The organism is Agrobacterium sp. B1(2019), from assembly GCF_008274755.1.
Classification (GTDB): domain Bacteria; phylum Pseudomonadota; class Alphaproteobacteria; order Rhizobiales; family Rhizobiaceae; genus Agrobacterium; species Agrobacterium salinitolerans.
The window spans coordinates 116,448-140,565 of the sequence record NZ_VTPB01000006.1 but is presented as its reverse complement, the minus strand read 5'-3'; the positions used below and the strand labels follow the sequence as shown (position 1 = coordinate 140,565).

General features: G+C 59.5%; 28 protein-coding genes and 1 pseudogene. 12 read left to right on the top strand and 17 right to left on the bottom strand.

Translation table 11 applies throughout. The features are described 5' to 3' along the window. Positions 1-111 precede the first annotated feature (111 nt). The 5 genes and pseudogenes from AGR1_RS28460 (at position 112) to AGR1_RS28440 (ending at position 4,675) form a co-directional block, all read left to right on the top strand. Entirely contained in the window at positions 112-3,087 is a 2,976-nt protein-coding gene (locus AGR1_RS28460) for a Tn3 family transposase (protein WP_149149115.1), read from the top strand. Positions 3,088-3,142: 55 nt separating this feature from the next. Further along, positions 3,143-3,250 (top strand): annotated as a pseudogene (locus AGR1_RS30055) (thermonuclease family protein); the annotation flags it as partial. A 54-nt stretch (positions 3,251-3,304) separates the two neighbouring features. Further along, positions 3,305-3,655, top strand: coding sequence for a hypothetical protein (locus tag AGR1_RS30050; protein ID WP_234823791.1), 351 nt, complete (start codon positions 3,305-3,307; stop codon positions 3,653-3,655). Between the two features lie 267 nt (positions 3,656-3,922). Then, positions 3,923-4,243 (top strand): hypothetical protein, encoded by a 321-nt coding sequence (locus AGR1_RS30195; protein WP_348640601.1) that lies wholly within the window; start codon positions 3,923-3,925, stop codon positions 4,241-4,243. 9 nt (positions 4,244-4,252) lie between these two features. Continuing rightward, positions 4,253-4,675, top strand: coding sequence for a hypothetical protein (locus AGR1_RS28440; protein ID WP_149149114.1), 423 nt, complete (start codon positions 4,253-4,255; stop codon positions 4,673-4,675). Between the two features lie 26 nt (positions 4,676-4,701). Here AGR1_RS28440 and AGR1_RS28435 read toward each other — a convergent pair whose 3' ends face one another. Then, positions 4,702-4,983, bottom strand: a complete 282-nt coding sequence (locus tag AGR1_RS28435; RefSeq protein ID WP_107341314.1) for a hypothetical protein — start codon at positions 4,981-4,983, stop codon at positions 4,702-4,704. A gap of 475 nt (positions 4,984-5,458) precedes the next feature. Further along, the gene (locus AGR1_RS28430; RefSeq protein WP_234823790.1) at positions 5,459-5,986 is read right to left on the bottom strand and encodes a Crp/Fnr family transcriptional regulator; all 528 of its coding nucleotides are present in this window, start codon (positions 5,984-5,986) and stop codon (positions 5,459-5,461) included. A gap of 68 nt (positions 5,987-6,054) precedes the next feature. On the opposite strand from AGR1_RS28430, the gene AGR1_RS28425 reads away from it, so the two are divergent. Next, positions 6,055-6,624, top strand: coding sequence for a hypothetical protein (locus tag AGR1_RS28425; protein WP_142523782.1), 570 nt, complete (start codon positions 6,055-6,057; stop codon positions 6,622-6,624). Between the two features lie 159 nt (positions 6,625-6,783). Here AGR1_RS28425 and AGR1_RS28420 read toward each other — a convergent pair whose 3' ends face one another. Continuing rightward, positions 6,784-7,572, bottom strand: a complete 789-nt coding sequence (locus tag AGR1_RS28420; RefSeq protein WP_107341311.1) for a glutaredoxin family protein — start codon at positions 7,570-7,572, stop codon at positions 6,784-6,786. Between the two features lie 54 nt (positions 7,573-7,626). Here AGR1_RS28420 and AGR1_RS28415 point away from each other — a divergent pair, with 54 nt between their 5' ends. Then, the gene (locus AGR1_RS28415) at positions 7,627-8,031 is read left to right on the top strand and encodes a MerR family transcriptional regulator (RefSeq protein WP_062654115.1); all 405 of its coding nucleotides are present in this window, start codon (positions 7,627-7,629) and stop codon (positions 8,029-8,031) included. A 65-nt stretch (positions 8,032-8,096) separates the two neighbouring features. Here the strand turns inward: AGR1_RS28415 and AGR1_RS28410 are convergent, their stop codons facing one another. The 7 genes from AGR1_RS28410 to AGR1_RS28380 form a co-directional block, all read right to left on the bottom strand. Beyond that, the gene (locus AGR1_RS28410) at positions 8,097-8,546 is read right to left on the bottom strand and encodes a DUF411 domain-containing protein (RefSeq protein WP_062654117.1); all 450 of its coding nucleotides are present in this window, start codon (positions 8,544-8,546) and stop codon (positions 8,097-8,099) included. A 53-nt stretch (positions 8,547-8,599) separates the two neighbouring features. After that, positions 8,600-8,884, bottom strand: a complete 285-nt coding sequence (locus AGR1_RS28405) for a copper-binding protein (protein WP_062654119.1) — start codon at positions 8,882-8,884, stop codon at positions 8,600-8,602. A gap of 20 nt (positions 8,885-8,904) precedes the next feature. Beyond that, positions 8,905-9,381 (bottom strand): plastocyanin/azurin family copper-binding protein, encoded by a 477-nt coding sequence (locus tag AGR1_RS28400; RefSeq protein ID WP_062654121.1) that lies wholly within the window; start codon positions 9,379-9,381, stop codon positions 8,905-8,907. 30 nt (positions 9,382-9,411) lie between these two features. Beyond that, on the bottom strand, positions 9,412-10,770 hold the full coding sequence (locus AGR1_RS28395; RefSeq protein ID WP_062654122.1) for a copper oxidase: 1,359 nt from the start codon (positions 10,768-10,770) through the stop codon (positions 9,412-9,414). An 11-nt stretch (positions 10,771-10,781) separates the two neighbouring features. Then, positions 10,782-12,242, bottom strand: a complete 1,461-nt coding sequence (locus AGR1_RS28390) for a TolC family protein (RefSeq protein WP_062654129.1) — start codon at positions 12,240-12,242, stop codon at positions 10,782-10,784. Next, positions 12,242-12,463: a hypothetical protein gene (locus AGR1_RS28385; protein WP_062654123.1), complete on the bottom strand. Its 222-nt coding sequence runs from the start codon at positions 12,461-12,463 to the stop codon at positions 12,242-12,244. The genes AGR1_RS28390 and AGR1_RS28385 overlap by 1 nt, the downstream gene beginning before the upstream one ends. A gap of 86 nt (positions 12,464-12,549) precedes the next feature. Continuing rightward, the gene (locus AGR1_RS28380) at positions 12,550-12,984 is read right to left on the bottom strand and encodes a hypothetical protein (RefSeq protein WP_149149113.1); all 435 of its coding nucleotides are present in this window, start codon (positions 12,982-12,984) and stop codon (positions 12,550-12,552) included. 528 nt (positions 12,985-13,512) lie between these two features. On the opposite strand from AGR1_RS28380, the gene AGR1_RS28375 reads away from it, so the two are divergent. From AGR1_RS28375 to AGR1_RS28360, 4 genes are all read left to right on the top strand, one after another. Further along, complete coding sequence (locus tag AGR1_RS28375) at positions 13,513-13,995, top strand: DUF305 domain-containing protein (RefSeq protein ID WP_062654126.1); 483 nt, start codon at positions 13,513-13,515, stop codon at positions 13,993-13,995. Positions 13,996-14,000: 5 nt separating this feature from the next. Beyond that, entirely contained in the window at positions 14,001-14,333 is a 333-nt protein-coding gene (locus AGR1_RS28370; RefSeq protein WP_062654128.1) for a four-helix bundle copper-binding protein, read from the top strand. A 228-nt stretch (positions 14,334-14,561) separates the two neighbouring features. After that, entirely contained in the window at positions 14,562-15,011 is a 450-nt protein-coding gene (locus tag AGR1_RS28365) for a DUF305 domain-containing protein (RefSeq protein ID WP_197570699.1), read from the top strand. Then, positions 15,011-15,514, top strand: a complete 504-nt coding sequence (locus AGR1_RS28360) for a DUF6692 family protein (RefSeq protein ID WP_062654009.1) — start codon at positions 15,011-15,013, stop codon at positions 15,512-15,514. Before AGR1_RS28365 ends, AGR1_RS28360 begins: the two co-directional genes overlap by 1 nt. Before the next feature lie 94 nt (positions 15,515-15,608). Here AGR1_RS28360 and nirK read toward each other — a convergent pair whose 3' ends face one another. The 6 genes from nirK to AGR1_RS28330 all read right to left on the bottom strand — a co-directional run bounded on the left by nirK (position 15,609) and on the right by AGR1_RS28330 (position 22,257). Then, a complete protein-coding gene (nirK, locus tag AGR1_RS28355; RefSeq protein WP_062654007.1) occupies positions 15,609-16,682 on the bottom strand; it encodes a copper-containing nitrite reductase in 1,074 nt (357 codons plus the stop codon). A 131-nt stretch (positions 16,683-16,813) separates the two neighbouring features. Continuing rightward, a complete protein-coding gene (locus AGR1_RS28350; protein WP_107341308.1) occupies positions 16,814-17,317 on the bottom strand; it encodes a polyketide cyclase in 504 nt (167 codons plus the stop codon). Then, positions 17,314-17,499 (bottom strand): DUF2933 domain-containing protein, encoded by a 186-nt coding sequence (locus AGR1_RS28345; protein WP_052820539.1) that lies wholly within the window; start codon positions 17,497-17,499, stop codon positions 17,314-17,316. Before AGR1_RS28345 ends, AGR1_RS28350 begins: the two co-directional genes overlap by 4 nt. Next, positions 17,496-19,619 carry a copper-translocating P-type ATPase gene (locus tag AGR1_RS28340; protein ID WP_234823792.1) on the bottom strand — a complete coding sequence of 708 codons (2,124 nt, stop codon included), beginning with the start codon at positions 19,617-19,619 and terminating at the stop codon, positions 17,496-17,498. The genes AGR1_RS28345 and AGR1_RS28340 overlap by 4 nt, the downstream gene beginning before the upstream one ends. 118 nt (positions 19,620-19,737) lie before the next feature. Then, a complete protein-coding gene (locus AGR1_RS28335) occupies positions 19,738-21,225 on the bottom strand; it encodes a multicopper oxidase family protein (protein WP_062654003.1) in 1,488 nt (495 codons plus the stop codon). A gap of 729 nt (positions 21,226-21,954) precedes the next feature. Continuing rightward, on the bottom strand, positions 21,955-22,257 hold the full coding sequence (locus AGR1_RS28330; protein ID WP_052820535.1) for a DUF982 domain-containing protein: 303 nt from the start codon (positions 22,255-22,257) through the stop codon (positions 21,955-21,957). A gap of 374 nt (positions 22,258-22,631) precedes the next feature. Here AGR1_RS28330 and AGR1_RS28325 point away from each other — a divergent pair, with 374 nt between their 5' ends. Beyond that, complete coding sequence (locus tag AGR1_RS28325; protein ID WP_052820534.1) at positions 22,632-23,099, top strand: Hsp20 family protein; 468 nt, start codon at positions 22,632-22,634, stop codon at positions 23,097-23,099. A gap of 187 nt (positions 23,100-23,286) precedes the next feature. Here AGR1_RS28325 and dsbG read toward each other — a convergent pair whose 3' ends face one another. Next, entirely contained in the window at positions 23,287-24,090 is an 804-nt protein-coding gene (dsbG, locus tag AGR1_RS28320) for a thiol:disulfide interchange protein DsbG (RefSeq protein WP_197283341.1), read from the bottom strand. Positions 24,091-24,118: the final 28 nt, after the last annotated feature.

The following is a 24,118-nucleotide window of genomic DNA, read 5'->3' as shown; positions in this document are numbered from 1 at the left end:
GTGCAACATCCGATCTCTGTGGATTGCCACCGACATGCGCCAATTTTGATTTCTCTGTCCGGCCCGACTCGACAACGCTTCGAGCAGATTGCTCATCAATGGAGTCGGGCGATGGCAAAGCGCAAGCTTCTTAAAGATCAAGATCGCCGGAAGCTTGTCGACATACCAGTCGACGAGGATAACCTAATCCGACACTATTCGTTGTCATTGGCGGATCGCCTGGAGATTGAACTGCGGAGACGTAATCACAATCGGCTCGGCTTCGCCATCCAGCTATGTCTAATGCGATACCCGGGTCGAGTGCTTGGAGCAGAAGAAACTCCGCCTCGCGCCATGCTGAAGTATGTTGCTGATCAGATCGGCGCCGCTCCAGACGAATTTGCCCTCTATGCACGCCGCGAAGAAACCCGTCGGGATCATATGGCGCGGCTAATGGTGTATCTGGATACGAGAAGCGCGACGCTGCAAGATCGCCGCGCCGCGCTATTGGCGGCAATTCAAGCGGCGACCTTGTCCGACGACGGTGCTGCGATAGCCAGTTCGACTGTCGCCGCGTTTCGCGAACGCGGCGCTCTTCTGCCGGCGATCGACACGATCGAACGCATCGGCCTTGCCGGCCGTGCCATAGCCCGGCGGCGAGCAGAAAGAACCCTGATTGAAGACATCCCACTCGATAGGCTTCAATCACTGGATAGGCTGTTAGAGGTTGACCCGTCGATCGGCCAGACCCGCTTTCATTGGCTGCGTTCGGCACCAGAAGCGCCGGCCGCGTCGAACCTCGTCGGGCTGACCGAGCGGATAGCCTTTCTGCGGCGGCTGGAGATCGATCCGGAACTGCAGGCGCGCGTGTCATCCGGACGGTGGGACCAGATGATCCGGGAGGGCAACGCAACGCCGGCCTGGCTTGCCAACGACTTCAACGCCAGCCGTCGCCACGCTCTGATCGTGGCCCAAGTCATCAAGCTTTGCCAGAAGCTCACGGACGATGCGGTGACGATGTTCATCAAGCTGATGGGTAAATTGTTCTCGCAAGCCAACAATCGGAAGAAGCAGCGGCAGATGGACTGCAGAGCGAACACCGCCAAAGCGCTGCGCATGTTTCTGGATACGATCACCGCCCTGCAGTCTGCCAACGACCATGGTCGGAACGCATTGGATGTTCTCGACCAAAAAGTCGGTTGGGACCGGTTGCTTCGGATGAAGCCTGAGCTTGAGTCGATGGTCGACGACAACGAGGCGCCATCGCTGATCGTAGCGGCCGAGCAATATGCGACCGTCCACAAATATGCTGGTGCGTTCCTTCTAGCCTTCACGTTCCGCTCAGCGCGTCGCCACGATCCACTTCTAGCGGCAGTTGCGCTGCTGAAACGGCTTTATGCCGAGATGCGGCGGACACTCCCGGATCGCGTGCCGCTCACTCACCTCAGCCAAACTGATCGACGGCTTATCTTCGAACAAGGAAAACCCGATCGCCGTCTGTACGAAATCGCGACGCTCGCTGCTTTACGAGACCGGCTTAGATCTGCGGAGATCTGGGTCGCTGGCAGCCGATCTTTCCGGCCCATCGATGAGCATCTGATGCCGCGGTCGACATTCATCAAGATGAAGGACGAAGATCGTCTCGGTTTGGGGGTCCAGAGCGACGGCGCGCAGTGGCTTGCCGAAGCGCGTCAGATGCTCGACTTCAACCTGACGCGTTTGGCCCACAGAGCACGATCCGGAAAGCTCGAGGGCGTTCGTCTCGAGGCAGGAACCTTGATTGTCACGCCAACCGCCAGCGAAGTCCCCCCGGCCGCCGAGGAACTGAATGCCGAGGTCAGCGACATGTATCCGTTGGTGGAGGTTCCCGACTTGCTAAGGGAGGTGCATGAATGGACCGGGTTTGCAGATTCATTCACGCATGTTCGCACCGGCGACGTCCCGAAAAATGTCTCTGCTATGCTGGCGGGCGTCCTGGCCGATGCTACGAACCTCGGCCCAAAGCGAATGGCGGGCGCATCCAAGGGGATCAGCGCTCATCAGATTGGTTGGATGCGCGCATTCCATGCTCGATCGGAGACCTACCGCGCGGCGCAAGCGTGCATCACCGATGTCCACACCCAGCATCCGCATTCCCGCCTTTGGGGCAATGGCACAACGTCATCGTCAGATGGCCAATTTTTTCGTGCGAGTGACCGAGCCGCAAAGCGCGGCGACATCAATTTGCACTACGGCAGCGAACCCGGGACGAAATTCTATAGCCATCTATCAGATCAGTACGGCTACTTCGGCATTTTGCCCATCAGTCCGACCGAAAGCGAGGCGGCCTATGTGCTCGATGGGCTCTTCGACCAGGACACGGTGCTCGACATTCAGGAACACTTTACCGACACGGGCGGTGCCAGTGATCATATCTTCGGGCTGTTCGCCTTGATCGGAAAGCGGTTCTCACCGCGACTGCGCAATCTCAAAGACCGGAAGTTCCACACGTTCGAGAGGAGCGATGCATATCCAACCCTGTCGAACCATATCGGGGCGCCGATCAACACCGCCCTGATTCTCGACCATTGGGACGATCTGCTGCATCTCGCGGCGTCGATCACGACGCGGTCCGTGGTACCGTCTACGATCCTGAAGAAGCTGTCCGCATCTCCGAAGCAAAGCCATCTCGCGAGGGCGCTCCGCGAACTCGGCCGTATCGAAAGGTCGCTCTTCATGATCGAATGGTACTCAAGTCCGGCATTGCGGCGGAGATGCCAAGCCGGTCTCAACAGGGGAGAGGCCGCCCATAAGCTGAAACGCGCTGTGTTCTTCCACGAGCGAGGCGAGATCCGTGACCGGTCGTTCGAAAGCCAAGCTTTCCGCGCCTCGGGGCTCAATCTCGTCGTCAGTGCGATCGTGCACTGGAATACGGTTTATCTTGATCGCGCGGTCACACAGCTGAAACGAGCGGGGCGAGACATTCCTGATACTCTATTGAAACACATATCGCCGCTCAGTTGGGAACATATCAACCTTACCGGCATCTACACATGGGATGCCGAACATCAGATGCCGAACGGATTTCGATCGCTCCGCTTTCCGGCTAGGCTAAGGAACGCCGCGTAAGTTCTCATTCCGTTCGTCCTTAGCGTACGATTTCGGACTGCTCTTGTTCTGACCCCTAGATCGGCATCCGATCGCCGACTTCAAGCTATTGGCCGAGAGGAAAAGCGAGATCTCTCCTCCTTTTGCTGATGCGCGAAACAAGCCGAAGAAGACAGACCGATAGTTGCCAGACCTCGCACATATTGCGACCTCTCTCGCAACGGATCCCTTGGCTGGCTTGCTGCTTGCCATCTCCCTCTCGATCGCCCTCACAATCCCGGCGCAGAGACTCTGGTGGATCCACGCGCTACTAGCGGCCTTCCTTCTCATCCTGTCGCTGGCTTTCCACGACAAGCGCCACTTGTCTTTCGACAGCTACCTGGTCGGGCTCTTCGCATTCGCCGCGGTTTCTCGGGACATTCCCAATCAGCCACTGCTCTATCGCATCGGCATTTCCTGGTTTGCGTGCTTCGCGCTGATCTCGGCCGTCATCTACGCCGCAGGCGAACGCATCCAGCACAGGACTCCGCTCGAAAGACCTTTTTCCGAGCCGGCAATTTCAGCAGCGTTGATCAAGAGGGACACCTGATATTAAACCAGTGTTTTTTGCCGCAGCCGGTCTCGCGGCTCTGCCATCTCTCCAGCATCTGCCAAGGCCGAGGATGCCTCATGGGGTTGCCAGATCCTCTTGTGCGCAGCCTCACAAAGCCCGTCATGGCATGGCGTCCCCTACTGCGTTCCCCCGATGAAAAGGCTTATATCAGCTATGGCGAAGCCCGGCTTCTCCTGGCCGATCTGCCATGAAGCAAAAGCCGGAAAACCGGGCTATGAACCTTACGAGGAATGCCCTGCCGGCATGACCGCCGTTTCCTCCCGCACCGATGGGGATCGGCCGTTCTTGGGCCGAGACGACAAGGATCAGTGCATGAAGACCGTCAACCAGTGCAGCAACCGTGCCGCCTTCCGTACCCAATTTGGTGACAAGCGCGAAAACGAGCGCAAGGGTGTCACGATCCGGCAGATCAACCAGAACAACGACAATGATGTTTTCAACCGAGACAATGGCTGCATGGTGCAGATCACTCAGCCCCGCCCTCGCCGCGCGGATCCTTATTATTTCGACATTCCGAACGATAAGGGCGTCAAGCAGCGCGCTTGGTTCAACCTGAATGACTGAGTGGATGACATGAACAGCAACATTCTCATCGTAGCAGCCGCAGGTATCGGCATTCTCGCCGGTGCTGGAGGTACTTATCTCATCATGCCGGAGCCAGAGCAGGTTGTTCGGGCCCCTACTGATGCGGAGATCGCGGCCCTTATCGCAGCCAATCCCTCCCTGATTCCCGAACCTCCGGCCCCTGTGCTTGAAATACCGACAGAAGAGGAAGCTCTAGCCGCATACCGCAAGGCTTATGCCCGCAATCCTCTGAGGACCGGCCGCGGTGAAGCCGATGTAACCCTTGCTTTGGGAGAGTGTGACGAGAACGCCAGCGGTCCAGGCATATCATGCGTTGCGGCCATCAAGAGGAATCCGAACGCAGCTCCTCTCGATCGCGTCATTGGATTTGCCAAGTCTGCATCCGGCGAATGGGTTGCCACCAACTACTGATTTCAGGGCCAGATGCCTGTTGATCATCAATGCCCCGATAGAGAGGTGGAGCCTGAAAGAAGAAGCTCCATTTCCTCAGGGTTTAGGCTCCCCTTCGAGGCAATTAGGTACCCCGCTACGTAAAGTAGCTTCTGATCTCTCTCATCCTGATCTGACGGCGCGTGCCTGATGATTGCCATACGTGCATTCGCTTCTTGATCCATGTCAGCGCCGCCCTCGCCGTTGACGGCCGCCAGGTAGACGGCTCGGTGACGTTCGACCTTCACGGACAATGGCTCGTTGGGTTGCAGCTCAAGCTTTTCTGTCATCTTTCCCTCTCCACAAGCGCAAGCGATCACTCCTTGACCTCCCGAAATCGAAGGGAGGGCAGGAGCCCCGCTCCTGCTCCCGAGCTCGTGCGGAACAGCTGGAGAGAGAGGGACAAGCGCTAAACCGGAGGGGGATCACCCACCCGGAGGGCCGAGACGGATTTCAGGGAAATGCGGCCGGTGCTGCAGGCCGCAGGCCGAAGCATGGGGAGACCGGTTTAGTGCTTGTGGGGGAGAGAGGGCAGAGCGCCTTTCTCCCCTCTCAGTGAGTTAGGTCAAGTCGCCTTTCGGCCCTAAGCGGTCATCACCGGAGTTGCTTGCCTCCCAATACAAGCAGGAGAAAAGCAAGCACTGCGCAAGCCATCGGCCGGACATACATCGGGTTTCGAGGTGAGTTCCAACTAAGCCGCCTGCCGCCACAGCCGCAGGTCTACTGGATATGCTCCCGAGCCGCACAGCCACCAACTCCTTAGATTCATTTCGGCTTGCTGCAGCGCTTGGCAAGCTCCCGATAAAACGCCTCCGGACTCACGCCGATCTCCTCTGCGACTTGCCTCCACTTCCCCTTTGACGGAAGCTGCTCGTGCCATGCGATCCAGGCATCCAGCCGTTCGGCAACTGTCTTCAGCGCAAGGATTTCTGCACGCATGCGGGTGTTCCTGATCTCGTGAGCTAAATAGGCCGCCCACGCTGCTGCAAAATCCGGTTCTCTGGCGAACTTCAACCTTATCCGTCGGCTCTCGATGATGCGAACCCGGGACACAGCAACTGCCACGGCCTCACAATGATAGACGTCGCTGAACATCGAAGCTTCCGCCAGGACCGAACCTGCCGAGGCACGTTGCAGGACTACAGCACGCCCATCATCCTGATGCCGAACAAGCCGTACCTCCCCAGAAAGAACCAGCATCAGAGAAGACACCACGTCGTTTCTGCTAAAGAGGACTGCACCTTCGTCGAAGACCCGCTCGGTTCCGGGCATCTCTATCAGTTCATGAAACATGATCGCTATCATGTGAATGTTTGCATCGAAATGACAAGGTGGTTCTTGATCGATGAAAGGAAATGCAGATGAACCTCCCGGTTACCGCTTTGTCTCTTCTATTGCTGTTTTCGACGTCCGTCCCTGCCCAGGAACATTCTGGAACTCACATGCACGGTATGGACGATGCAGCCATGACGGACGACGGTGAATTTCCCATCGAAGCTGGGCAGGCCGCTTTCGCGGCCATTCAGGAAATTGTCGCTTTGCTGGAGAACGATCCCACGACCGACTGGTCAAAGGTCAACATAGAGGCTTTGCGTCAGCACCTCATAGACATGAACAACGTGACCATGTCAGCTCGTATTAAGGTTCAGGAAGATGGCGGAAGCATTCGCTTCATGGTCTCTGGTACGGGCTCGGTCGTCGGCTCCATTCGCAGGATGGTATCGGCTCACGCCTCCACGACGGAAGGCGAGAGTGGCTACAGGTTTTCGTCAACTGAGAGCGCGGACGGAGCGATTCTCACGGTTACACCGGATAATCCATCAGGGATCGCAAAGCTTCGCGCCTTGGGCTTCATCGGGGTGATGGCGCAGGGCATGCACCACCAGATGCACCATCTGATGCTGGCGAATGGCCAGTCTCCGCACAACTAGGCTAGGACGGAATCCGACCGGTATTCGCGTCGTCCACTTCAACGGCACGCTAACGAGCGGTACTCCAACCTCGTACTGACCGCGAAGACCTGACATTAACCGGGCTGCCTGAGCCTTTCCGGCATCAGGCAGCCCGGTTAGGTGCATCTTGCTGTCTCGCTACATTGCATGACTAGGGGCGAGCCCCGTCGAAGCGAGCGCCATCCAGATCGCCATGGCGATCATCATCAGGTTCTCGGTCAGAGAGATGAAGCCGAGCGGTACATTGCTCGATCCGCCGACGCAGGCGCATTTCAGCTCTCGTCTGTCGATGTAGACCGCCTTGAAGACCGAGACTGCTCCAATAGTGCCGATGAATAGCGCCACCGGGACAGAGAGCCAGTTCGCCACTCCGGCCACCATCAGGACACCCGCCAGCCCCTCCGCGTAAGGATAGATGTAGCTGTAGGGAACCCAACGCTTCGCCAGGAGGTCGTAGTTCAGGAACATGGTCGCGAAGCTCTCGACGTTCTGGAGCTTCAGCATCGCCAAGACGACCATGGAAAAGGCGATGAACCACTCCGCTGCGCGCAGTGTGAGCGGGTCGCCCAGGATGGCGTAGCTTGCAGCGAGAGCCATCAGAGCCGTCAGCGTAAACAGAACGATGACCGGCCGATAGGTGGTCGCTTTGGGGTCGGCCACTGGCTTGCCGAGGAACCTGCGCAGGTCATCATGGCCGCCCACACGGTAGCCGCTGACAAATACCTGCGGAGTGGTCGAGACACCATGCTTCGCCTTGAACGCATCGGTCTCTTCACGGGTGGTCAGGTGGTGGTCCTCGACCTCGTAGCCTTCGCGGCGGAGCAGGTCCTTTGCCTTCAGGCCATACGGGCATGTATGCCCGGGCATGACCATTCGATAGAGAATGGCCTTCTTTTCCAGTAATGCGGGGTCTGTTCTCTCCAACATTTTCACGTCTCCTTCGTCTTGTGAAACCGTTGGTAAGACCATACGTTCCGTACCATGGTACGGAGTCAAGACCCTATGGATATGACAATCGGAAAATTCGCGGCCACAGGAAAAGTCGGGGTGGAAACCATCAGGTTTTATCAGCGCAAGGGTCTTCTGCAGACGCCGAAGCGGCTGGACGGCGGCAGGCGATATGGAAGCGAGGACGTCCGGCGGCTCCTGTTCATCAAGCAGGCCCAGTCGGCGGGATTCACGCTGGAGGAGATCAGGGAACTGCTCGATCTCGATGCCGGAGATGACAGGGAACGCGCTCGCGAGGCCGCCAGGGCACGTCTCGCCGCACTCAATGAGCGGATCGCCGAATTGAACAGGGCGCGCGAGGCTCTGGAACGGCTGATCGGCGAATGCGCCTCAGGCAAGAAGGGGCCTTGCCCGATCCTGACGTCATTTGGGCTGTAGGCCCAGTGTCTGAAGCGTTCCTCGCAGTCGTCTTTGCGGCGGTTCCCCTTGCAGCGGCGAATGCTCTAGCTCGGTCTCACTGCAAGATAGACGTAAGGTGCTGTACCGTCGCGAGGCACGGCCATTACGTCATAGGTAGCCCGGGGGGCATCCCCCATGCCAAGCGAGCCGGATGGCATACCCGCGACGGCAAGCCCCGCGAGCGGCGGACGTTCGCGTAGAAGCTTCTCCGCAGCTTCCAGGGGGACATGGCCTTCAAGGTAGTAGCCGTCGACTTCCGCCGTATGGCAGCCCCACAGATCAGAGGGGACTTTGAGGCCGTTCTTTACGGCATCCATGTCGGCTTCGTTGACGGTTCTGACGTCATATCCGGCTTTGCCGAAGGCCGAAGCCCATGCGGCGCAGCACCCGCAGTTCGGGTCCTTGTGAACCGTCATCTTCGGTGCTGCCGCTAGGACCATGCCCGGAGCGGCTACTGCCGATGCGGCCAGGCTGATGAATGTTCTGCGTTTCATCTGTTTCTCCTGTAGGGTTTGGCCGCCACGGGTTGCCGGGGCGGCCAAGGCCTTTACTTCAGCTGCGTGACAGTCAGCTTTCCATTCAAACGGTCGGCGACGAACTCTACCGTCGAACCCTGCTTCATTTTCTCCAGCATTGCCTCGTCCTGAACATGGAAGACCATGGTCATCGCTGGCATGTCGAGGCTCTTCAGCTCTTCGTGGATGAGGGTAACCTTCTTGGCCTTGGTGTCGACCTTCTTGACCGTGCCCTTGGTGAATTCCTGGGCGAAGGCTCCGGTGGCTGCACCCAAGGTCAAGGTGGCGGCAAGCGCGATGTTGAGGATTGCTTTCATGGTGGTGCTCCTTTCGTTGCTTACTTTTCGGCGACGGTGACGTTGCCGTGCATTCCGGCATCGTAGTGGCCGGGTACGAGACAGGCGACCTTGAAGACGCCGTCATTCGTGAACTTCCAGACGATCTCTCCAGATTCGCCCGGTGCCAGTCGGATCGCATTCGGGTCGTCGTGTTCCATCTCGGGGAACTTCTCCATGAGAGCCTTGTGCTCCATGACCTTGTCCTCCTGGTCGAGAACGAACTCGTGGTCCACCTCACCATCGTTCTTCACGGCAAAGCGGATCGTCTGGCCCTTGCGGACCTTGAAGCTGTCCGGTGTGAAGACCATGCGGCCGTCATCGGTTTCCTTCATGCTGACACGGATCGTCTGGGTGACCTTCGACTTCTGTCCCGGCTCGCCCACCGCCATCTCGCCGTGACCTCCGGCGTGGTTTCCGGCGGCGATGGCCGGGGTTGCGAGCGAGGCCAGAAGCAGGCCCGTCAATGCAGTCTTCATAGGCAATATCCTTCTCAAGGTGAGCTTCGATCAGTGGTGTTCCGAATGGCTCGGGGTGATTGTTGTCGTCGCATCGGTGGCTTTAGGCGCATCCGGGAGGCTTCCGGTCCATTCCCATGCCTGGGTGCCGGGCGGGTTCTCGTACCAGCCGGGATCGCTGTAATCGCCAGCGGAGATGCCCTCGCGAACCTTCACGACCGAGAACATGCCGCCCATCTCGATGGGGCCGTGCGGCCCCCAGCCGGTCATCATCGGGATTGTGTTCTCCGGTATCTCCATCGACATCTCGCCCATGTCCGCCATACCGGCGGTGCCCATCGGCATGTATTCGGGCTGGAAGCGGCGGATTTTGCTGGCGACCTGCTTCTTGTCGACGCCTATGAAGGTCGGAATGTCATGGCCCATGGCATTCATGGTGTGGTGCGACTTGTGGCAGTGGATGGCCCAGTCGCCGACATACTTGGCGTCGAACTCGTAGGCGCGCATCGCGCCAACCGGGATGTCGATGCTGACCTCCGGCCAGCGGGCCTCCGGACGCACCCAGCCCCCATCCGTGCAGGTGACTTCGAAGTCGTAGCCGTGCATGTGGATCGGATGGTTGGTCATCGTCAGATTTCCGACCCGGACCCGGACCTTGTCGTTCTTCGAAACCACAAGCGGGTCGATGCCGGGAAAGACGCGGCTGTTCCAGGCCCAGAGATTGAAGTCGGTCATTTCCATGATGCGCGGGACATAGGAGCCCGGCTCGATGTCGAAGGCATTCAGAAGGAAGACGAAATCGCGGTCGACCGGCATGAACGTCGGGTCCTTGGGATGGACCACGAAGAAGCCCATCATGCCCATCGCCATCTGGACCATTTCGTCCGAATGCGGGTGGTACATGAAGGTACCCGACTTCACGAGGTCGAACTCGTAGACGAAGGTCTTGCCGACCGGGATATGAGGCTGCGAGAGACCGCCGACACCGTCCATGCCAGAGGGCAGAATCATGCCATGCCAGTGGATCGTCGTGTGCTCCGGAAGCTTGTTCGTGACGAAGATGCGGACCCGGTCACCTTCGACAGCTTCAATCGTCGGCCCAGGGGACTGGCCGTTGTACCCCCAGAGATAGGCGGTCATCCCTTCCGCCATCTCCCGTTCGACCGGCTCGGCTACCAGATGGAATTCCTTGACGCCATTGTTCATCCGGAACGGCAGGGTCCATCCATTAAGGGTAACAACCGGATTGTAGTCGGGCCCAGTGGTGGGCTTGACCGGCGTCTGGGTGGCGGCCGTATCCATCAGTGCCGCCTCCGGCAAACCCATGTTGGAAGTCCGGCCCCACGTCTGCGAGGAAACCAATGCGGCACCTGCCGCACCTGCTCCCAGTAATTGTCTTCTGCTGAACATGATCGTTTCCTTTAGTGCCCGCCGCTCTCGGCCGCTTCCGCTGAGGGGACCTCCGTTTCACCGGAAGGCGCACCGGCGCTGCCGCCATAGATGGCGGGGGCGAGGTTCGCTTCGGCTAGCCAGAAGTCTCTCTTTGCGTTGACTGCGAGGAGGGCTGAATTGACGCTGTCCCGGCTGTCCGAGATCAGTTCGAATGTGCTTGTGAGCATGCCGTTGTAGGTGAGCAGCGACTGCTCCTCGACCGCCTTGCGCAAGGGAAGAACGTTGTTCCTGTAGTGGCGCGCGATGTCGTAGTTGGAGCGGTACGCCTGGTAGGCGGACCTCGCCTCCGAGCGAGCGTTGACCGCCTTTTCCGCCAGTTGGTTGGCCGCCCGCATGTAGGCCAACTCGCCTTTTCGGAGCCGCGCCTGACCGGAATCGAAGATCGGGATCGTGAATTCCAGCGAAGCGGTCCGCGACACTTCGGAGACGATGCCATGATCCTCGCGTTCGCGCTCCTTCTCCACCATGCCCACCAGCTCGATGTCCGTGACGATCCGGGTTGCGTCCTCCAGCTTGTAGGACTGCGCCGTCGCCTGAAGCTCCAGCCGGGCTATTTGGAGATCGATGCGCTTGTGGATCGCTTCGGCCTCGATGTCGTCGCGTTTGATCAGGGCCCGAGGCAATGACGGGAGCTGGTTCGGTATCTGGAACTCGATGTCGGACCCAGACAGTCCCATCAGCCGGATCAGCTCTTCCTTCGCCAGCCGCGCAGCCAATCTTGCCTTCGCGGTTTCGCCCGTCAGTTCGGCATAGAACACATGTTCCCGGGCTTGCTCTCCCTTTGGCATCGACCCCGCTTCACCCAGTTTCTGGGTCAGATCGGACGCCGCCTCTGCCGCAGCGCGCGCGCGGTTGAGGTAGGCGACATTTTCCCATGCCGCGACCGCGTTGATCCAGGCCCGGCGCGTATCGGCGGCAAGCGAGATGGTTGCGAGCGCTGCATTGAGCTGGGCCTGCCGGAAGCGTGTCTCGGCGATCTTCATGTTCCTGTCATAGGTCACCAATGACAGGATGTTTGCCGCGATGGCACCTTCCAGCACCCGGTAGGCTTCAAGCCCGGGTGTGCCGATACCGGAGACGCCAACCGAGAACTTCGGCAGAACCGAAAGCTGCGTCTGCCAGGCATCTGCTGCACTGTCACCGAGGTCGGCATAAGCCGCCTGAAGGCCCTTGTTGTTGAGCAGTGCCACTTGCACAGCAGTCTCGGCGTCCACCGTCTTCCTGGCCATCAGCGTCTTGACGCGGTCGCGAACCACCTGGGCGTGCTGCTGGTTCTGCACCCATACCGTCTGCTTGCCTGTCGCCTCGCCACTCTTGAGAGAGACATTCAGGAATCCGGCATCCTTGGCGGCATAGTCAGTAGAAACACAGCCTGCCGCGATGAGCGGCAATGCCAGCACTGAGAGAACCTTGATCTTCCTGCCGAGCATCATGCTCCCCCTTTCGGGGCCTGGGCGTCGTTGAGACCGCGCCAGGGTTTGGGATCGACAGGAGTGCGATGCGTGTATGCGCCAATCGGATTCTGGTAACGGACCGGCCGGACGTCGATCACGGTGTCTGGATGGCCAGTCGAGGCCACGACTTCAGGTAGCGTGGAGGTGCATCCGCTCACAAAGAGCGGGACGCCCACCACCAGGAATGTCAGCTTCATGGTGAATTTCCGAGAATACAGTCACGACAGCACCAGGCACTCGAAGTGCTCAGGTACAGCAAGCCCCGTCAGGCGGGTGTCGGTTCTCAGATGTTGGGTGGTCGGTGAAGAGCCGGAGATTCGCCGAACGTCCTGAGGTCGTTCATGAAGCCCTTGATGGATACGGCGACCGGGTGGGCGAGTTTCGGCATGGGAGCATCAATTGCGAACACGCCGCAGTAGTCCTGGCAGCAGCTGTTATCCGCAGTGTCGCCATCGCTTTCCGCAGCATGCTCGGAATGATGTCCGTCATCGGTCATCTTGGAATGGGAATGAGCGCCATGAGCCGAATGATCACCTTCAACGAAGGAGACGGAGTCAGGCATGGCGGGATGCATAGCGGCATTGGCGGCCGACATGCTGTAGCCAGCCAGCGACAGCACGACCGCCAGCCTGAAGATCAGCATCAAAACCTGCGATGTGATTCTCAACATCCCACTCATGTCCAAAGAATCGCCGTCGGCTTGACGGTTGTCAATCAACCAGCCTCTACAGCATGGACATCTCGTCCTTTGTGTGGCGCTAGAACATCTATCCTATGGGAAGGTTTGCAGGAGGGACGACGGCGAACCCCATCGCGGCTGGAACTTTCTCCTCTGCTCCGGTGTTTCCAGCCATCGAGCGCGGAGACCGAAGGATGTCCCTATCGGACTTTTTGAAGGCAGGATTATCGGTGATCGCAGCGACGCTGCTTGTCATCGGGCTCTTCGCTACGGCTCCTGCTTTCGCTGCACCGACCCACCATTGCCCGGAGGTGCAGGCGAGTGACCAGGTATTGGACAGCCAGCGCGACGGTCTGGATGTTCAACTTGCCAGAACGTGTTGCGCGCAGATGCACTGCTGTCCGATCCTTCCTCAGCCGCTAGTCTATGCTCCGCCTGAGGTACCATTCGGCCAGCTGCATGTGCACGTCAGACCGGAGCGGCCGCTTCTCCTCCTGACTGCGATTGATCCCCCTCCCAGAACCCCTGCTGTTTGAGACACGTCCCTCAAAACAACAGGAGTTCAACATGAACACGTACGTCAAACACGCAGCCGCCGCGCTCACGGTCTCCGCCGCAATACTCGCATCCGTTCATCCTGCCGCAGCCGACCCGACATTCCCCGACAAGTGCAAGGGCGACATGCCGATGTCGGGCATGCCAATGGGTGGCGAGATGCCAATGGGCAGTCAGCAGATGCCGATGGGCGGACAAGGCTCCAATAGTGGTCAGGGCCCGATGGCCGACCTCACCGACTATCAGCAGGCCTCGTTGGAGGCGATGATGTCGATGAACCAGCAGATGATGCAGGGGATGATGAAGGATGATGCCGACGCGTCGTTCGTCTGCGGTCTGATTGCCCATCATCTGGGTGCAATCGACATGGCGAAGGTCGAGCTGGAGCACGGCGACAATGAAGAGGCCAAGGCGACCGCGCAGAAGGTCATTGACGATCAGACGAAAGAAGTCGAGCGACTGACTGAGTGGGTCGAGAAGGAAGTGAAGGAGTAACGCCCATGCACCACATCTCCTCGGAAATGAAGCAGTGCATCGACAACTGTCTGGCCTGCTACAGCGAGTGCCTCTCCATGGCGATGGGACATTGCCTCGAAAAGGGCGGCCAGCACACGGAGCCGAAACACTTCAAGCTGATGATGGCCTGCGCCGAAATCTGCCGCACCTCGGCCCATTTCATGCTGATAGGCACCGAGCACCACAAGCACACTTGCCGCGAGTGCGCGGAAATATGCTGCCAGTGCGCCGACGACTGCGAACGGGTCGGTGACATGCAGGCTTGCGTCGATGCCTGCCGCAAGTGTGCCGAAAGCTGCGAGCGTATGGCGCAGTAGCCCCTGCGGAAGCATGGGTACGGACGGAGGTCTCTCCTTCCGTACCCACCTGGGGTTCATGCTGGGCGCATGCTGCTTTTTCGCACTCCCGATCTTGGCAGTATCCCGCTGCGCCCGAGGACCCGAAAGGGGCGGGCGACGGGTGAAGCATAATCAAACGCATCAACTCGGCCGGGATCAGCGGTATTGCGCAATCCACCAGGAGCCGAAGGAGAACATCTAATGGGAATGTCCTACTGGCGCTTTGCCGCCATGATCGCGACATCGACGGTCGTAATGTACGGTCTGATGTATCTGAACACCTACGCACTGGAACATGTGTTCTGGAGCGAGACCCGAGCCTGGATGGCCCTGGTCATGGGATCGACTATGGCGGTCATCATGCTCGCCTTCATGCTCGGTATGTACAAGAAGCAGATGCTCAACATGGCCATCTTCGGCGGGTCCGTCGCGGTCTTCGCGTTGTCGCTGTGGCTCGTCCGCAGCCAGGTGACGGTCGACGACGCCGAATACATGAGCGCGATGATCCCGCATCATTCGATTGCCATCATGACGAGTGAGCGTGCGCAGATTTCCGATCCCCGCGTTCGAAAGCTGGCCGACGAGATCATCGAGGCCCAGGAGCGGGAGATCGCAGAGATGAAGTATCTGATCGAGGACCTGGAGGAGCGTGACTGATGAAGAACTCCCTCCTTTCACTGCTGCTCCTTACCTCGGCCAGTCTCCTGTCGGGATGTGGCGAACGGGAAGCTGCTGACGACATCATTAGTCCTCCGCGTTCTGAAGAGGCTGCCCGCGTGCTCTCCGGTGAGGAAGCCATAGCTGGCGCTGACATACCCACACTCGACCCCGCGACGATGGTGGACGCGGAGATCGCCAAAGTCCTTGGTTCGCCTGCTCAATGCACGTTCAGGTACACGAGTGCTGGAAAGCCGATACTTGCCCTCAAGGGAACACCGGGCGCTACCGTGACAACTGCTGTCCTAAAGGTGAACGCTCACCTTGTGGAACTGCAGCCAGCTGGCGGGGACGGCAACCTCTTCCTGACCTCTGGGCCCATCAGCGTCACTCTCTCCGTCGATGAGGTCCAAGCGGGAGAGAAGGTGGAAGCCGACATGGTATTCGCGATTGGTGAGAGCCTGCGCGTGGGATATTCAGGTTACTATCAGTGCGGCGGCTAGCGCGGCACGTGATTGCTTGAAGCACTCTGGCTGAAACGTGCAAACGCTGGAGGCGGGAGCGGCTTTCTGCAGCCCGCCTCCTGCGCTGTGCCGATCAGTGCGTCTCGTGCTTACCATGTTCCGCCTGAGCAGTGCGTGTCGTTGCTGCCTTGAAGACCTCGGTCCGCTCGTCTCCCTTGACGACCAGCTTGCCCACCAGGCCACGGGCTGCCCGTGACAGAGCATGGTCCACCAGCACGTACTCCCCCGGAACGTCCATCGTCATGTCGACCACCGCAGCTCCGCCGGGCGGAACCGTGATGGTCTGCACGTCGGTCAGCGGCTCCGTCGTCAGCGACGCGAGCTGATACACCTTGTCGAAGATTTCGCCGATCACGTGGAAGCTCGACGTCTTGTTGGGGCCGCCGACACCGAAGTAGATGCGAACAGTCTCGCCCACCTTTGCGGTCAACGCATTGTCGCCGGTCAGCGCATTGGCTGCACCGTTGAACACATAATATTCCGGCGTCTCGTCCATCAGCCTGTCCAGGCTCTCCGTCAGCTTGCCCTTCGTGCCATAGGCCTGCGCCGTATAAACCTCGCCTTGCATCACGTAGAATTCGCGGTCCACCGGAGGAAGACCACCTTCCGGTTCCACCAGGATCAGACCATACATGCCGTTGGCAATATGGTGGGCGGCCATCGGCACAGCGCAGTGGTAAACGTAAAGGCCCGGCTTCAGTGCTTTGAAGCTGAAGCCTTTCGTTTCTCCCGGTGCAGCGTCCGTCGCCTCCGCTCCGCCTCCCGGTCCCGTGACCGCATGGAAGTCCACGCTGTGGCGTTCACTGCTATCGGCAAGGTTGGTTAGTTCAACTTCGACGGTGTCGCCGACTCTTGCTCGGACGAAGGGGCCTGGAACCTTCCTGTTGAAGGTCCAGTAGTGGTAGGTCGCGCCGTCCGCCAGGCTGCCAGTAACTTCGACCGTGTCGAGCTTCACCTTGATCGTTTCCGGACCCCTCGCACCTACTGGCTGAGCAAGGTCTGTCGCCGCCCGTACGATATCGAGGGGAGCGGCAGCTGTCCCGTTCGCCGCCGGATGGTTGTGGGTGGCGTCGGCCAGCACCGGCATTGCCGTCGCCGACAGGAGTGCGACGACGACGGCGGCGCGGAAGAGTGTTCTACTGGTCATAATTCTGGTCCTGCTATTTATGTCTGCGTTGCCTATTATTGGACACTGCGTCCGTCGGAGCATCCTTGCGCTGCCGCAAATAGAAGCCTCGCTCGCATCTTCGTGATCGCCTGCAGGTGTCGGCTCCGGAGTTACGGCGTCGGCTGAACGGAACGGAAATGCGCAATCGCTCCGGCGGTCATCTTCGTCACGCACCAGTTGGCGTAGAACCCGCCCAGCAAGCGCCCCAGCAGCCTATCGGGGAGACGGGTGGGCAGGTTGTACTCGATCCTGACGTTCAGGCTGCATACCGATCTGGCGGGACTGATCCTGAATCCCATACGGTAGGAACCGATGACGAGGAGACGCACCGTTCCGCGCGTCTCCCAAGTCTTTGAGAGCGGAGGATGTCGTTCCGTCACGACTTCCTCCACGGAGAGCGCCCGGTCGAGTATCAGCCCCCTCATTCTAATGACAGAGCCGACGGCACGTCCTTCCGCTTCGTCAAAGTTGTACTTCATGGAAGCCCCCAGCATCATGACTGAGGGCTCTTCCATGTGCGCACCGAGGAAGGCCGGATTGTCGAGCAACTCGAAAACCCGTTCGGCCAATGCCGACAAGGCTACAGTGCTCGATGCCGACCGCTGGTAGGTCACGACCGGTGATCCTTGTGGCCGTGACCGCCATGTCGATGAAACAGGTGCATCAGTGGGCAGGCCAGCAGGATCAGGTAGGGGGCGTAGCCCAGAACGTGCCCCCAGTGCTCACGAAGGATGTAGAACACCAGGATCAGGGCCAGGGATGCGCCCATCAGCAGGAGCGTGCGGTTGACCGTCATATCTTCATGCTCCTCAACCTGAGAGAGTTGGCGATCACACTGACCGAAGACAATGCCATTGCCGCCGCCGCGATGATCGGTGAGAGCAGCAGACCAAAGACAGGGTAGAGGACGCCCGCCGCGACAGGCACGCCTGCAGCATTGTAGATGAAGGCGAAGAAGAGGTTCTGCCTGATGTTGCTCATCGTGGCGCGGCTCATCTGCCGTGCCCGGACAATGCCCTGCAGGTCTCCCTTCAGGAGGGTGACGCCCGCGCTTTCGATGGCGACGTCGGTTCCCGTTCCCATAGCCACGCCGACATCGGCCGCCGCAAGCGCGGGAGCATCATTCACACCATCGCCCGCCATGGCGACGATCCTGCCTTCACTGCGCAGGCGCGAGACGATCTTGCTCTTGTCCTCGGGCAGGACTTCCGCCTCCACCTCGGTAATCCCGAGGCGTCGCGCGACTGCATGAGCAGTCGTCTTGTTGTCGCCCGTCAGCATCACGACCCGAACACCGTCTTCGACGAGCGCCTTTACCGCATCCGGTGTCGTCGGCTTGATGGGATCGGCGATAGCAAACAGACCGGCCAGCCTGCCATCGATGGCGGTGAATATGACGGTAGCGCCTTCGTTGCGCAGCTCTTCCGCCTTCGCGGTCATGGCGCTGACGTCGACACCCTCTTCCCCCATGATGCGGTGACTGCCGAGGATCAGCCGCTTTCCATCGACCGTCCCCGTCACTCCCTTGCCCACAGGGCTGTCGAAATCGATGGCATCTCCCAGGGCGATGCTACGCTCACCCGCCGCATTGACAATCGCGAGCGCCAGCGGATGTTCGCTTGAGCGTTCGACCGTGGCGGCCAGCCGCAGCAGCTCGTCTTCGGAGATGCCTTCCGCTGGTGCAATGGCCGTGACCTTGGGCCGTCCCTCTGTCAGGGTTCCGGTCTTGTCGACCACGAGCGTGTCGACCTTTTCGAAGCGCTCCAGTGCCTCCGCGTTCTTGATCAGTACGCCGAGACTAGCTCCCCGACCGACACCGACCATGATCGACATAGGTGTCGCAAGCCCCAGGGCACAGGGGCAGGCAATGATAAGAACGGCGACGGCTGCCACCAGGCCGTGGGCGAAGCGAGGCTCAGGCCCATAGATCATCCAGGCGGCAAAGGCGACGAGCGCAACCACAATGACGACCGGAACGAACCATCCCGAGACCTCATCTGCGAGGCGCTGGATGGGTGCGCGAGAGCGTTGGGCGTCCGCGACCATGCGAACAATCTGGGAGAGCATCGTGTCGCGTCCGACCTTGCCCGCCTCCATGATGAAGCCACCGGTCTGGTTCATGGTGCCGCCGATGAGCGTCGACCCGACCTCCTTGGTGACCGGCATCGACTCGCCGGTGATCATGGATTCGTCCACAGAGCTGCGGCCCTCCAGAAGCACACCATCAACAGGAACTTTCTCTCCCGGTCGAACCCGGAGGCGGTCGCCGACGGCCACGGCGTCAAGACCGACATCCTCGTCCGTCCCATCCGCAAGAACCCGACGCGCCGTCTTTGGTGCCAGATCGAGAAGCGCGCGGATCGCCCCGCCTGTCTGTTCGCGTGCCCTCAGTTCCAGAACCTGCCCGAGCAGGACCAGGACGGTGATGACGGCGGCCGCCTCGAAGTAGACGGCGACTGAACCTTCTTCCGCGCGGAACGTGTCGGGAAAGACGCCTGGCGCAACCGTTGCAACGACGCTGTAAATCCAGGCGGCACCCGTCCCCATCGCAATCAGGGTGAACATGTTCAAATGACGGGTCACCAGGGACTTCCAACCCCGTTCAAAGAACGGCCAGCCCGCCCAGAGGACAACCGGTGTCGCGAGTACCATCTGCAGCCAGTTCGACGTCTGTGGCCCCAGTATCATGTGGAGATTCGTGAGATGGCCACCCATCTCCAAGGCAAGGACCGGGATGCTGAGGACGAGGCCAATCCAGAACCGTCGGCTCATGTCCACCAGTTCCGGACTTGGACCCGTTCCCAGGGTCGCCACTTCCGGCTCCAGTGCCATGCCGCAGATCGGGCAGTTGCCGGGGCCGATCTGCCTCACCTGCGGATGCATCGGGCAGGTGTAGATGACGCCTTCCCCCAGCATGCCCGGAGGAGGTACTTGCTTCTCTGCCACCTGATGGTGGTGCTCATGGTCATGCTCTTGATGATGATCATCGTGAGCATGATGGCCGTGATGTTCGTGCTTCATCTCCGCTCTCCGATCAGATCGCGCGATTATAGGACACGAAGGACATCATCCCTGCCGCCATGTGGTAGAGGTGGTGGCAGTGGAACGGCCAGCGGCCCGGGTTGCTCGCATCGAACTCGATAGCAACCTCTGCCATGGGAGGAACATGAACCGTATCCCTCACGGCTCCCCGCATGCCTTGTCCGTTGATGCCGACCACCTGGAAATGGTGTCCGTGAAGGTGCATCGGGTGTGTCATCATCGACATGTTGCGCATGACGAGGCGGACCCTGTCATCAGGATTGACGGCCATCGCATCGCCGCTGATCCCCCATGAGTAGCCGGTCATGCTGCCGGAGAGGATCAGAGGATAGGTCTTCGTTGCGGGCCGCTCGTCCAGAGGTGACGTCGCTTTGAGGATCGCCTCCAGTGAAAGGTCGAGGACCGGTCCGGCGGAAGAAGCTTTTGTGGCAACCTTCGAAATGGTCGCGTCCGCCGTTGCGAGGATGACGCCTGTCTGCTCCTCGGAGCCTTCGCGTAAGGCAAGGATCGGAAGTGACGCGGTGCCCAGCGGGAGTTGCAGTACGATATCCAACCGCTGGCCCATGCTGATCGGGAAGCGGGTGCCGGTGACGGGCTCGATGGCCATGCCATCGACGGCGGCCAGACTTCCCACGACGGTTCCCGTGTCGATGGTGAAGGCGGTCGCCGTTGCACCATTGATGATGCGTAGCCGAACGCGGCCACCCTTCTCGACCTGCACGATCTCCGGATCGTCCAGCGTGCGGTCATTGGCGAGGTACGCATCATACTCGATGTCGTTCAGGTCCATCATGCCCATGCCGCCCATGCCCATGCCGCCCATCGCCATGCCACCCATGGGCATGCCGCCGCCGTGCATTTGCGCCATGTTGGACATCATGCTCCCGTGATCCATCGGCATCGAGCCGCCACCGTGTCCGCCGCCCATTGCGGAACCTTGCTGCAGTTCCGCCAGCAATTCCTCCGGCGACTTGAAAGAGAAGTCGTGAAGAAGGATGACGACGTCCTGCTCGTCACGAGCGCGGTCCTCCGCCGTCCGCACGATCAGCGGTGCCGCCAACAGGCTTTGTTCCTGTAGTGTATGGGCGTGCATCCAGTGGGTGCCGCCGCCTGCGAGATCGAACTGGTAGTGCCGTTTCTCTCCTGCAGTGAGGAGCGCTGCCGGATTGTCGGGGACACCGTCCAGCTCCCATGGAGGGGTAAGCCCATGCCAGTGAATGAGCGTCGCTTCATCCGTGGTGTTGGACAGGATGACATTGAAGCCGTCTTCCGCATCCAGGACGAGGCCGCTCCGTCCATTGCCCTGAACAAGACCGAAGACGCTGGCGGATCGGCCATTCACTTCAATGGAGCGCTTGGTGACTGCGAGTTCGATGGGTGACTGCAATCCTGTGCTAGTGAGCGCCCAGGACTTCTGTGCAAGGGGTGAAATAGCTGCCGCACTGACGGCGAGCGTCTTCAGAAATTGACGACGAAACATGACGTTCTCTCGATCTTCTTGGCCGTGATCGGCCCAATGGTGGGAATGGCCCGCCAGCGGCGAGCAGTTCATCAACCAATGGATCGAGGGGGTTCGAAGCTAGGAGACGGGTCGTGGCCTGCGACATCGTCAGCGACATCCAAGACCCTAGCCAGAAGCAGGACCGAGTGCGCCGATCCTGCTGGTTGTGCAACGACTGCGAGGCAGAAGACGCAGATGACGCTGCAACAGTTCTGTTTGGGAGAATGCTGGGCCTTGGAATTCTCGTCGCCCGGATCATCGTCCACCATCTGGTGGTGTCCGTCCAGGCAGGTCTGGGGAGCCGCATGCGTAACCGGCGCACTGAACATGAGAGCAACAGCAAGGAGTGCCGCGAGCAGCCTCCATACCAACGCTCTCTGTGCTAACGTGCGCATTGTCGATCCTCCGTCATCTCACCATGCCACGCCTCCCATTACGCACCTTGATCTTTATCAATGTTCGGGTGCCATTATGGTCGGTGGTCGCTTGGCATCGATTGCCAGGCTGCCGATGCTGGTGCTTCCAACGTGGGAAGGTCAAGGCCGTCACTCAGATGAATGTGTGTACCTGCCACGTTACCTTATCGATGTGTGGTCGGAGGTCCGCGCCCGTTGCAGAGCGGCGGCGGGAAGAAGCGAAGCCGACTCTGCGCCCATGTGGCCTTGATGAAGGCGAGAGGCAGCATCTCCAACCTCTCGCCTCAACGGGTTAGAGCGATGCCCTGCCGCTACCGCCAACAGGCCTGATCATCCAAGGCTTCACAGCAGGTTCCTTGGCAAGGATGCCCTTCTTCTTAGCAAAAGAGCGTATCGCATCGCGTGCTGCCCGAAGAGGTTTCAAACCGTCATGTGCCATGTAGCAGGTCCTCAAGGCCGCCTCATGGATCAGGTCCCGTTCCCGTTCTGGCCAATCCTCCAGATAATCAATCGCCTCCTCCACGGCCGTAATCTCGCGGACGAGGTTCTTTTGTTCCTTCAGATACACCGGACGATCAAAGAGCTTCGAGATCATTTCCACCTCACTGATTCTGTTTGTGATCAACAAGGAAGGCGCTGTGGCCAACGCCGATTATCGATGTGGTTTGCCGCGTCCTTCCGTTCAAGTCGGAACACCACTCAGGTCACTAAATCTGATAGGGAAACCGTATATGTCGACGGGAGCGAACGCAGGCGCTTACTGCACAGCAAGCCAGGTTGGCGGGTAGCTGATTGCCCCATACCAGAGCGGGATTACGCGGCGGCGAAAAATTTCCTCCCAGGTTCTTGAACAGGCATTTTTCGCCAACCAGATTCATTGCATCGGCAGCCTTAGTAGGGGCCGATAGGCCGGAGACGCAGGTTTTCGGTGGCGTCTCCAATCCATGTTGCTTTACGGAGGATATGGTAATGAGAACGGAACTTGATTTCGCACCCCTCTACCGGTCCAGCATTGGCTTCGACCGTGTGTTCAACCTTCTCAATAACGCGCAGCGCCTGCAGGCGGTTGACCTCTGGCCACCCTACGACATCGTCAAGCTTGGCGATGACGAGTATGCGATCACCATGGCAGTCGCAGGCTTCAGCCAGAGCGATCTCGACGTGACCCAGGAGCGCAACGTCCTGATCATCAAAGGGTCGAAAGCAGAGAAGAAGGAAGGGGAGTACCTACATCGGGGCATTGGCGGACAGTCGTTCGAGCGTCGCTTCGAACTGGCTGACCATGTTCACGTCGAGACGGCGTCGCTCTCCGACGGTCTCCTGCGAATTGTCCTAAAGCAGGAAGTGCCGGAGGCGATGAAGCCCCGGCGAATCGAGATAGGCAATGGGACGGCGGCCCGGCCGCTCCAGATTGAGTCTGACAAGCAGGTCGCCTGAACTCGCTGAACTTCCCACAATCAGGCACGATCACGAATAGAGGGCCCGCGTAGGGCGGGCCCGCCATTCGCACTGCATTCAGTCAAGCGGCACCCCGTGTTTCTCAGCTTTGATGGCCGCTATTGGCGCGAAGCGGAAGACGCCTCTCGCACCTTTGCAGACATAGAAGAGCCTATCGCATTCTGAGCTATTTCGGACCAAGAATCATCTCGAGTGCGGCATCCTGGGGCAGACCACCCATCTGCCCGATGCTACCATCCGCTTTCCTGAAGACAATCGCAGGGGTCCCAGAGAAGCCAAGCTCGGTCATCAGAGTGGCATTGTGCTCGAGCTTTTCTGCCACTGCCGGGCTGATCGTTTCCAAAGGGACTATGCCGCCGTCCCCGTACTTATGTTCGTTTTCAGCCAGCGCCTCCTCAGGAGACTTGGCCTCAAGAATAGCAGCCGCCTTGGCTGGGGAATCCTGTCTGATCACGCCGACCATGACATGTCGGAGTTGTACCTTGCCCGACTCGACCCAGGGCCTGGCAGCCGTCCAGAACTGGTGGCAATAGGGGCAGTTGGGATCCGTAAACACGTAAACGGTCCTCGGCGCGTCTGGCCTTCCATCTTGGACCCACGTCGACCCCTCCAGCTTTTCCCATCCCTCTTCCGGGATCGGCGCCTCCACCATTTCCTTGAGCTGGGCTTCCGCCATGTCCTGTCCTGCCTCGTCGACAAGTGTGCCGACGACAACATGTTCGCCATCCGGGGTGAGGTAGATTGTCAGAGGTTGCGCGCCAGCTTTTGCGGCGAATGCTCTCAAACCGCCTGGTACCTTCATCTCTCCGAGGATTGTCAGTCCCTGTTGCTCGATCGCCTTCAGGATCCGGGGATACTCTTTGGGCTGGGGACTATCCTCGGCTGCGGCGATCTGTGGCGCGAAACCAAACAGCAGCGCTGCGAACAGCATCAGGGCAGGTCTGAGGTAGGTGAGAACGATGAGGCGCATTTTGGTTCCTTCAAAAGCCCTCGCTTGA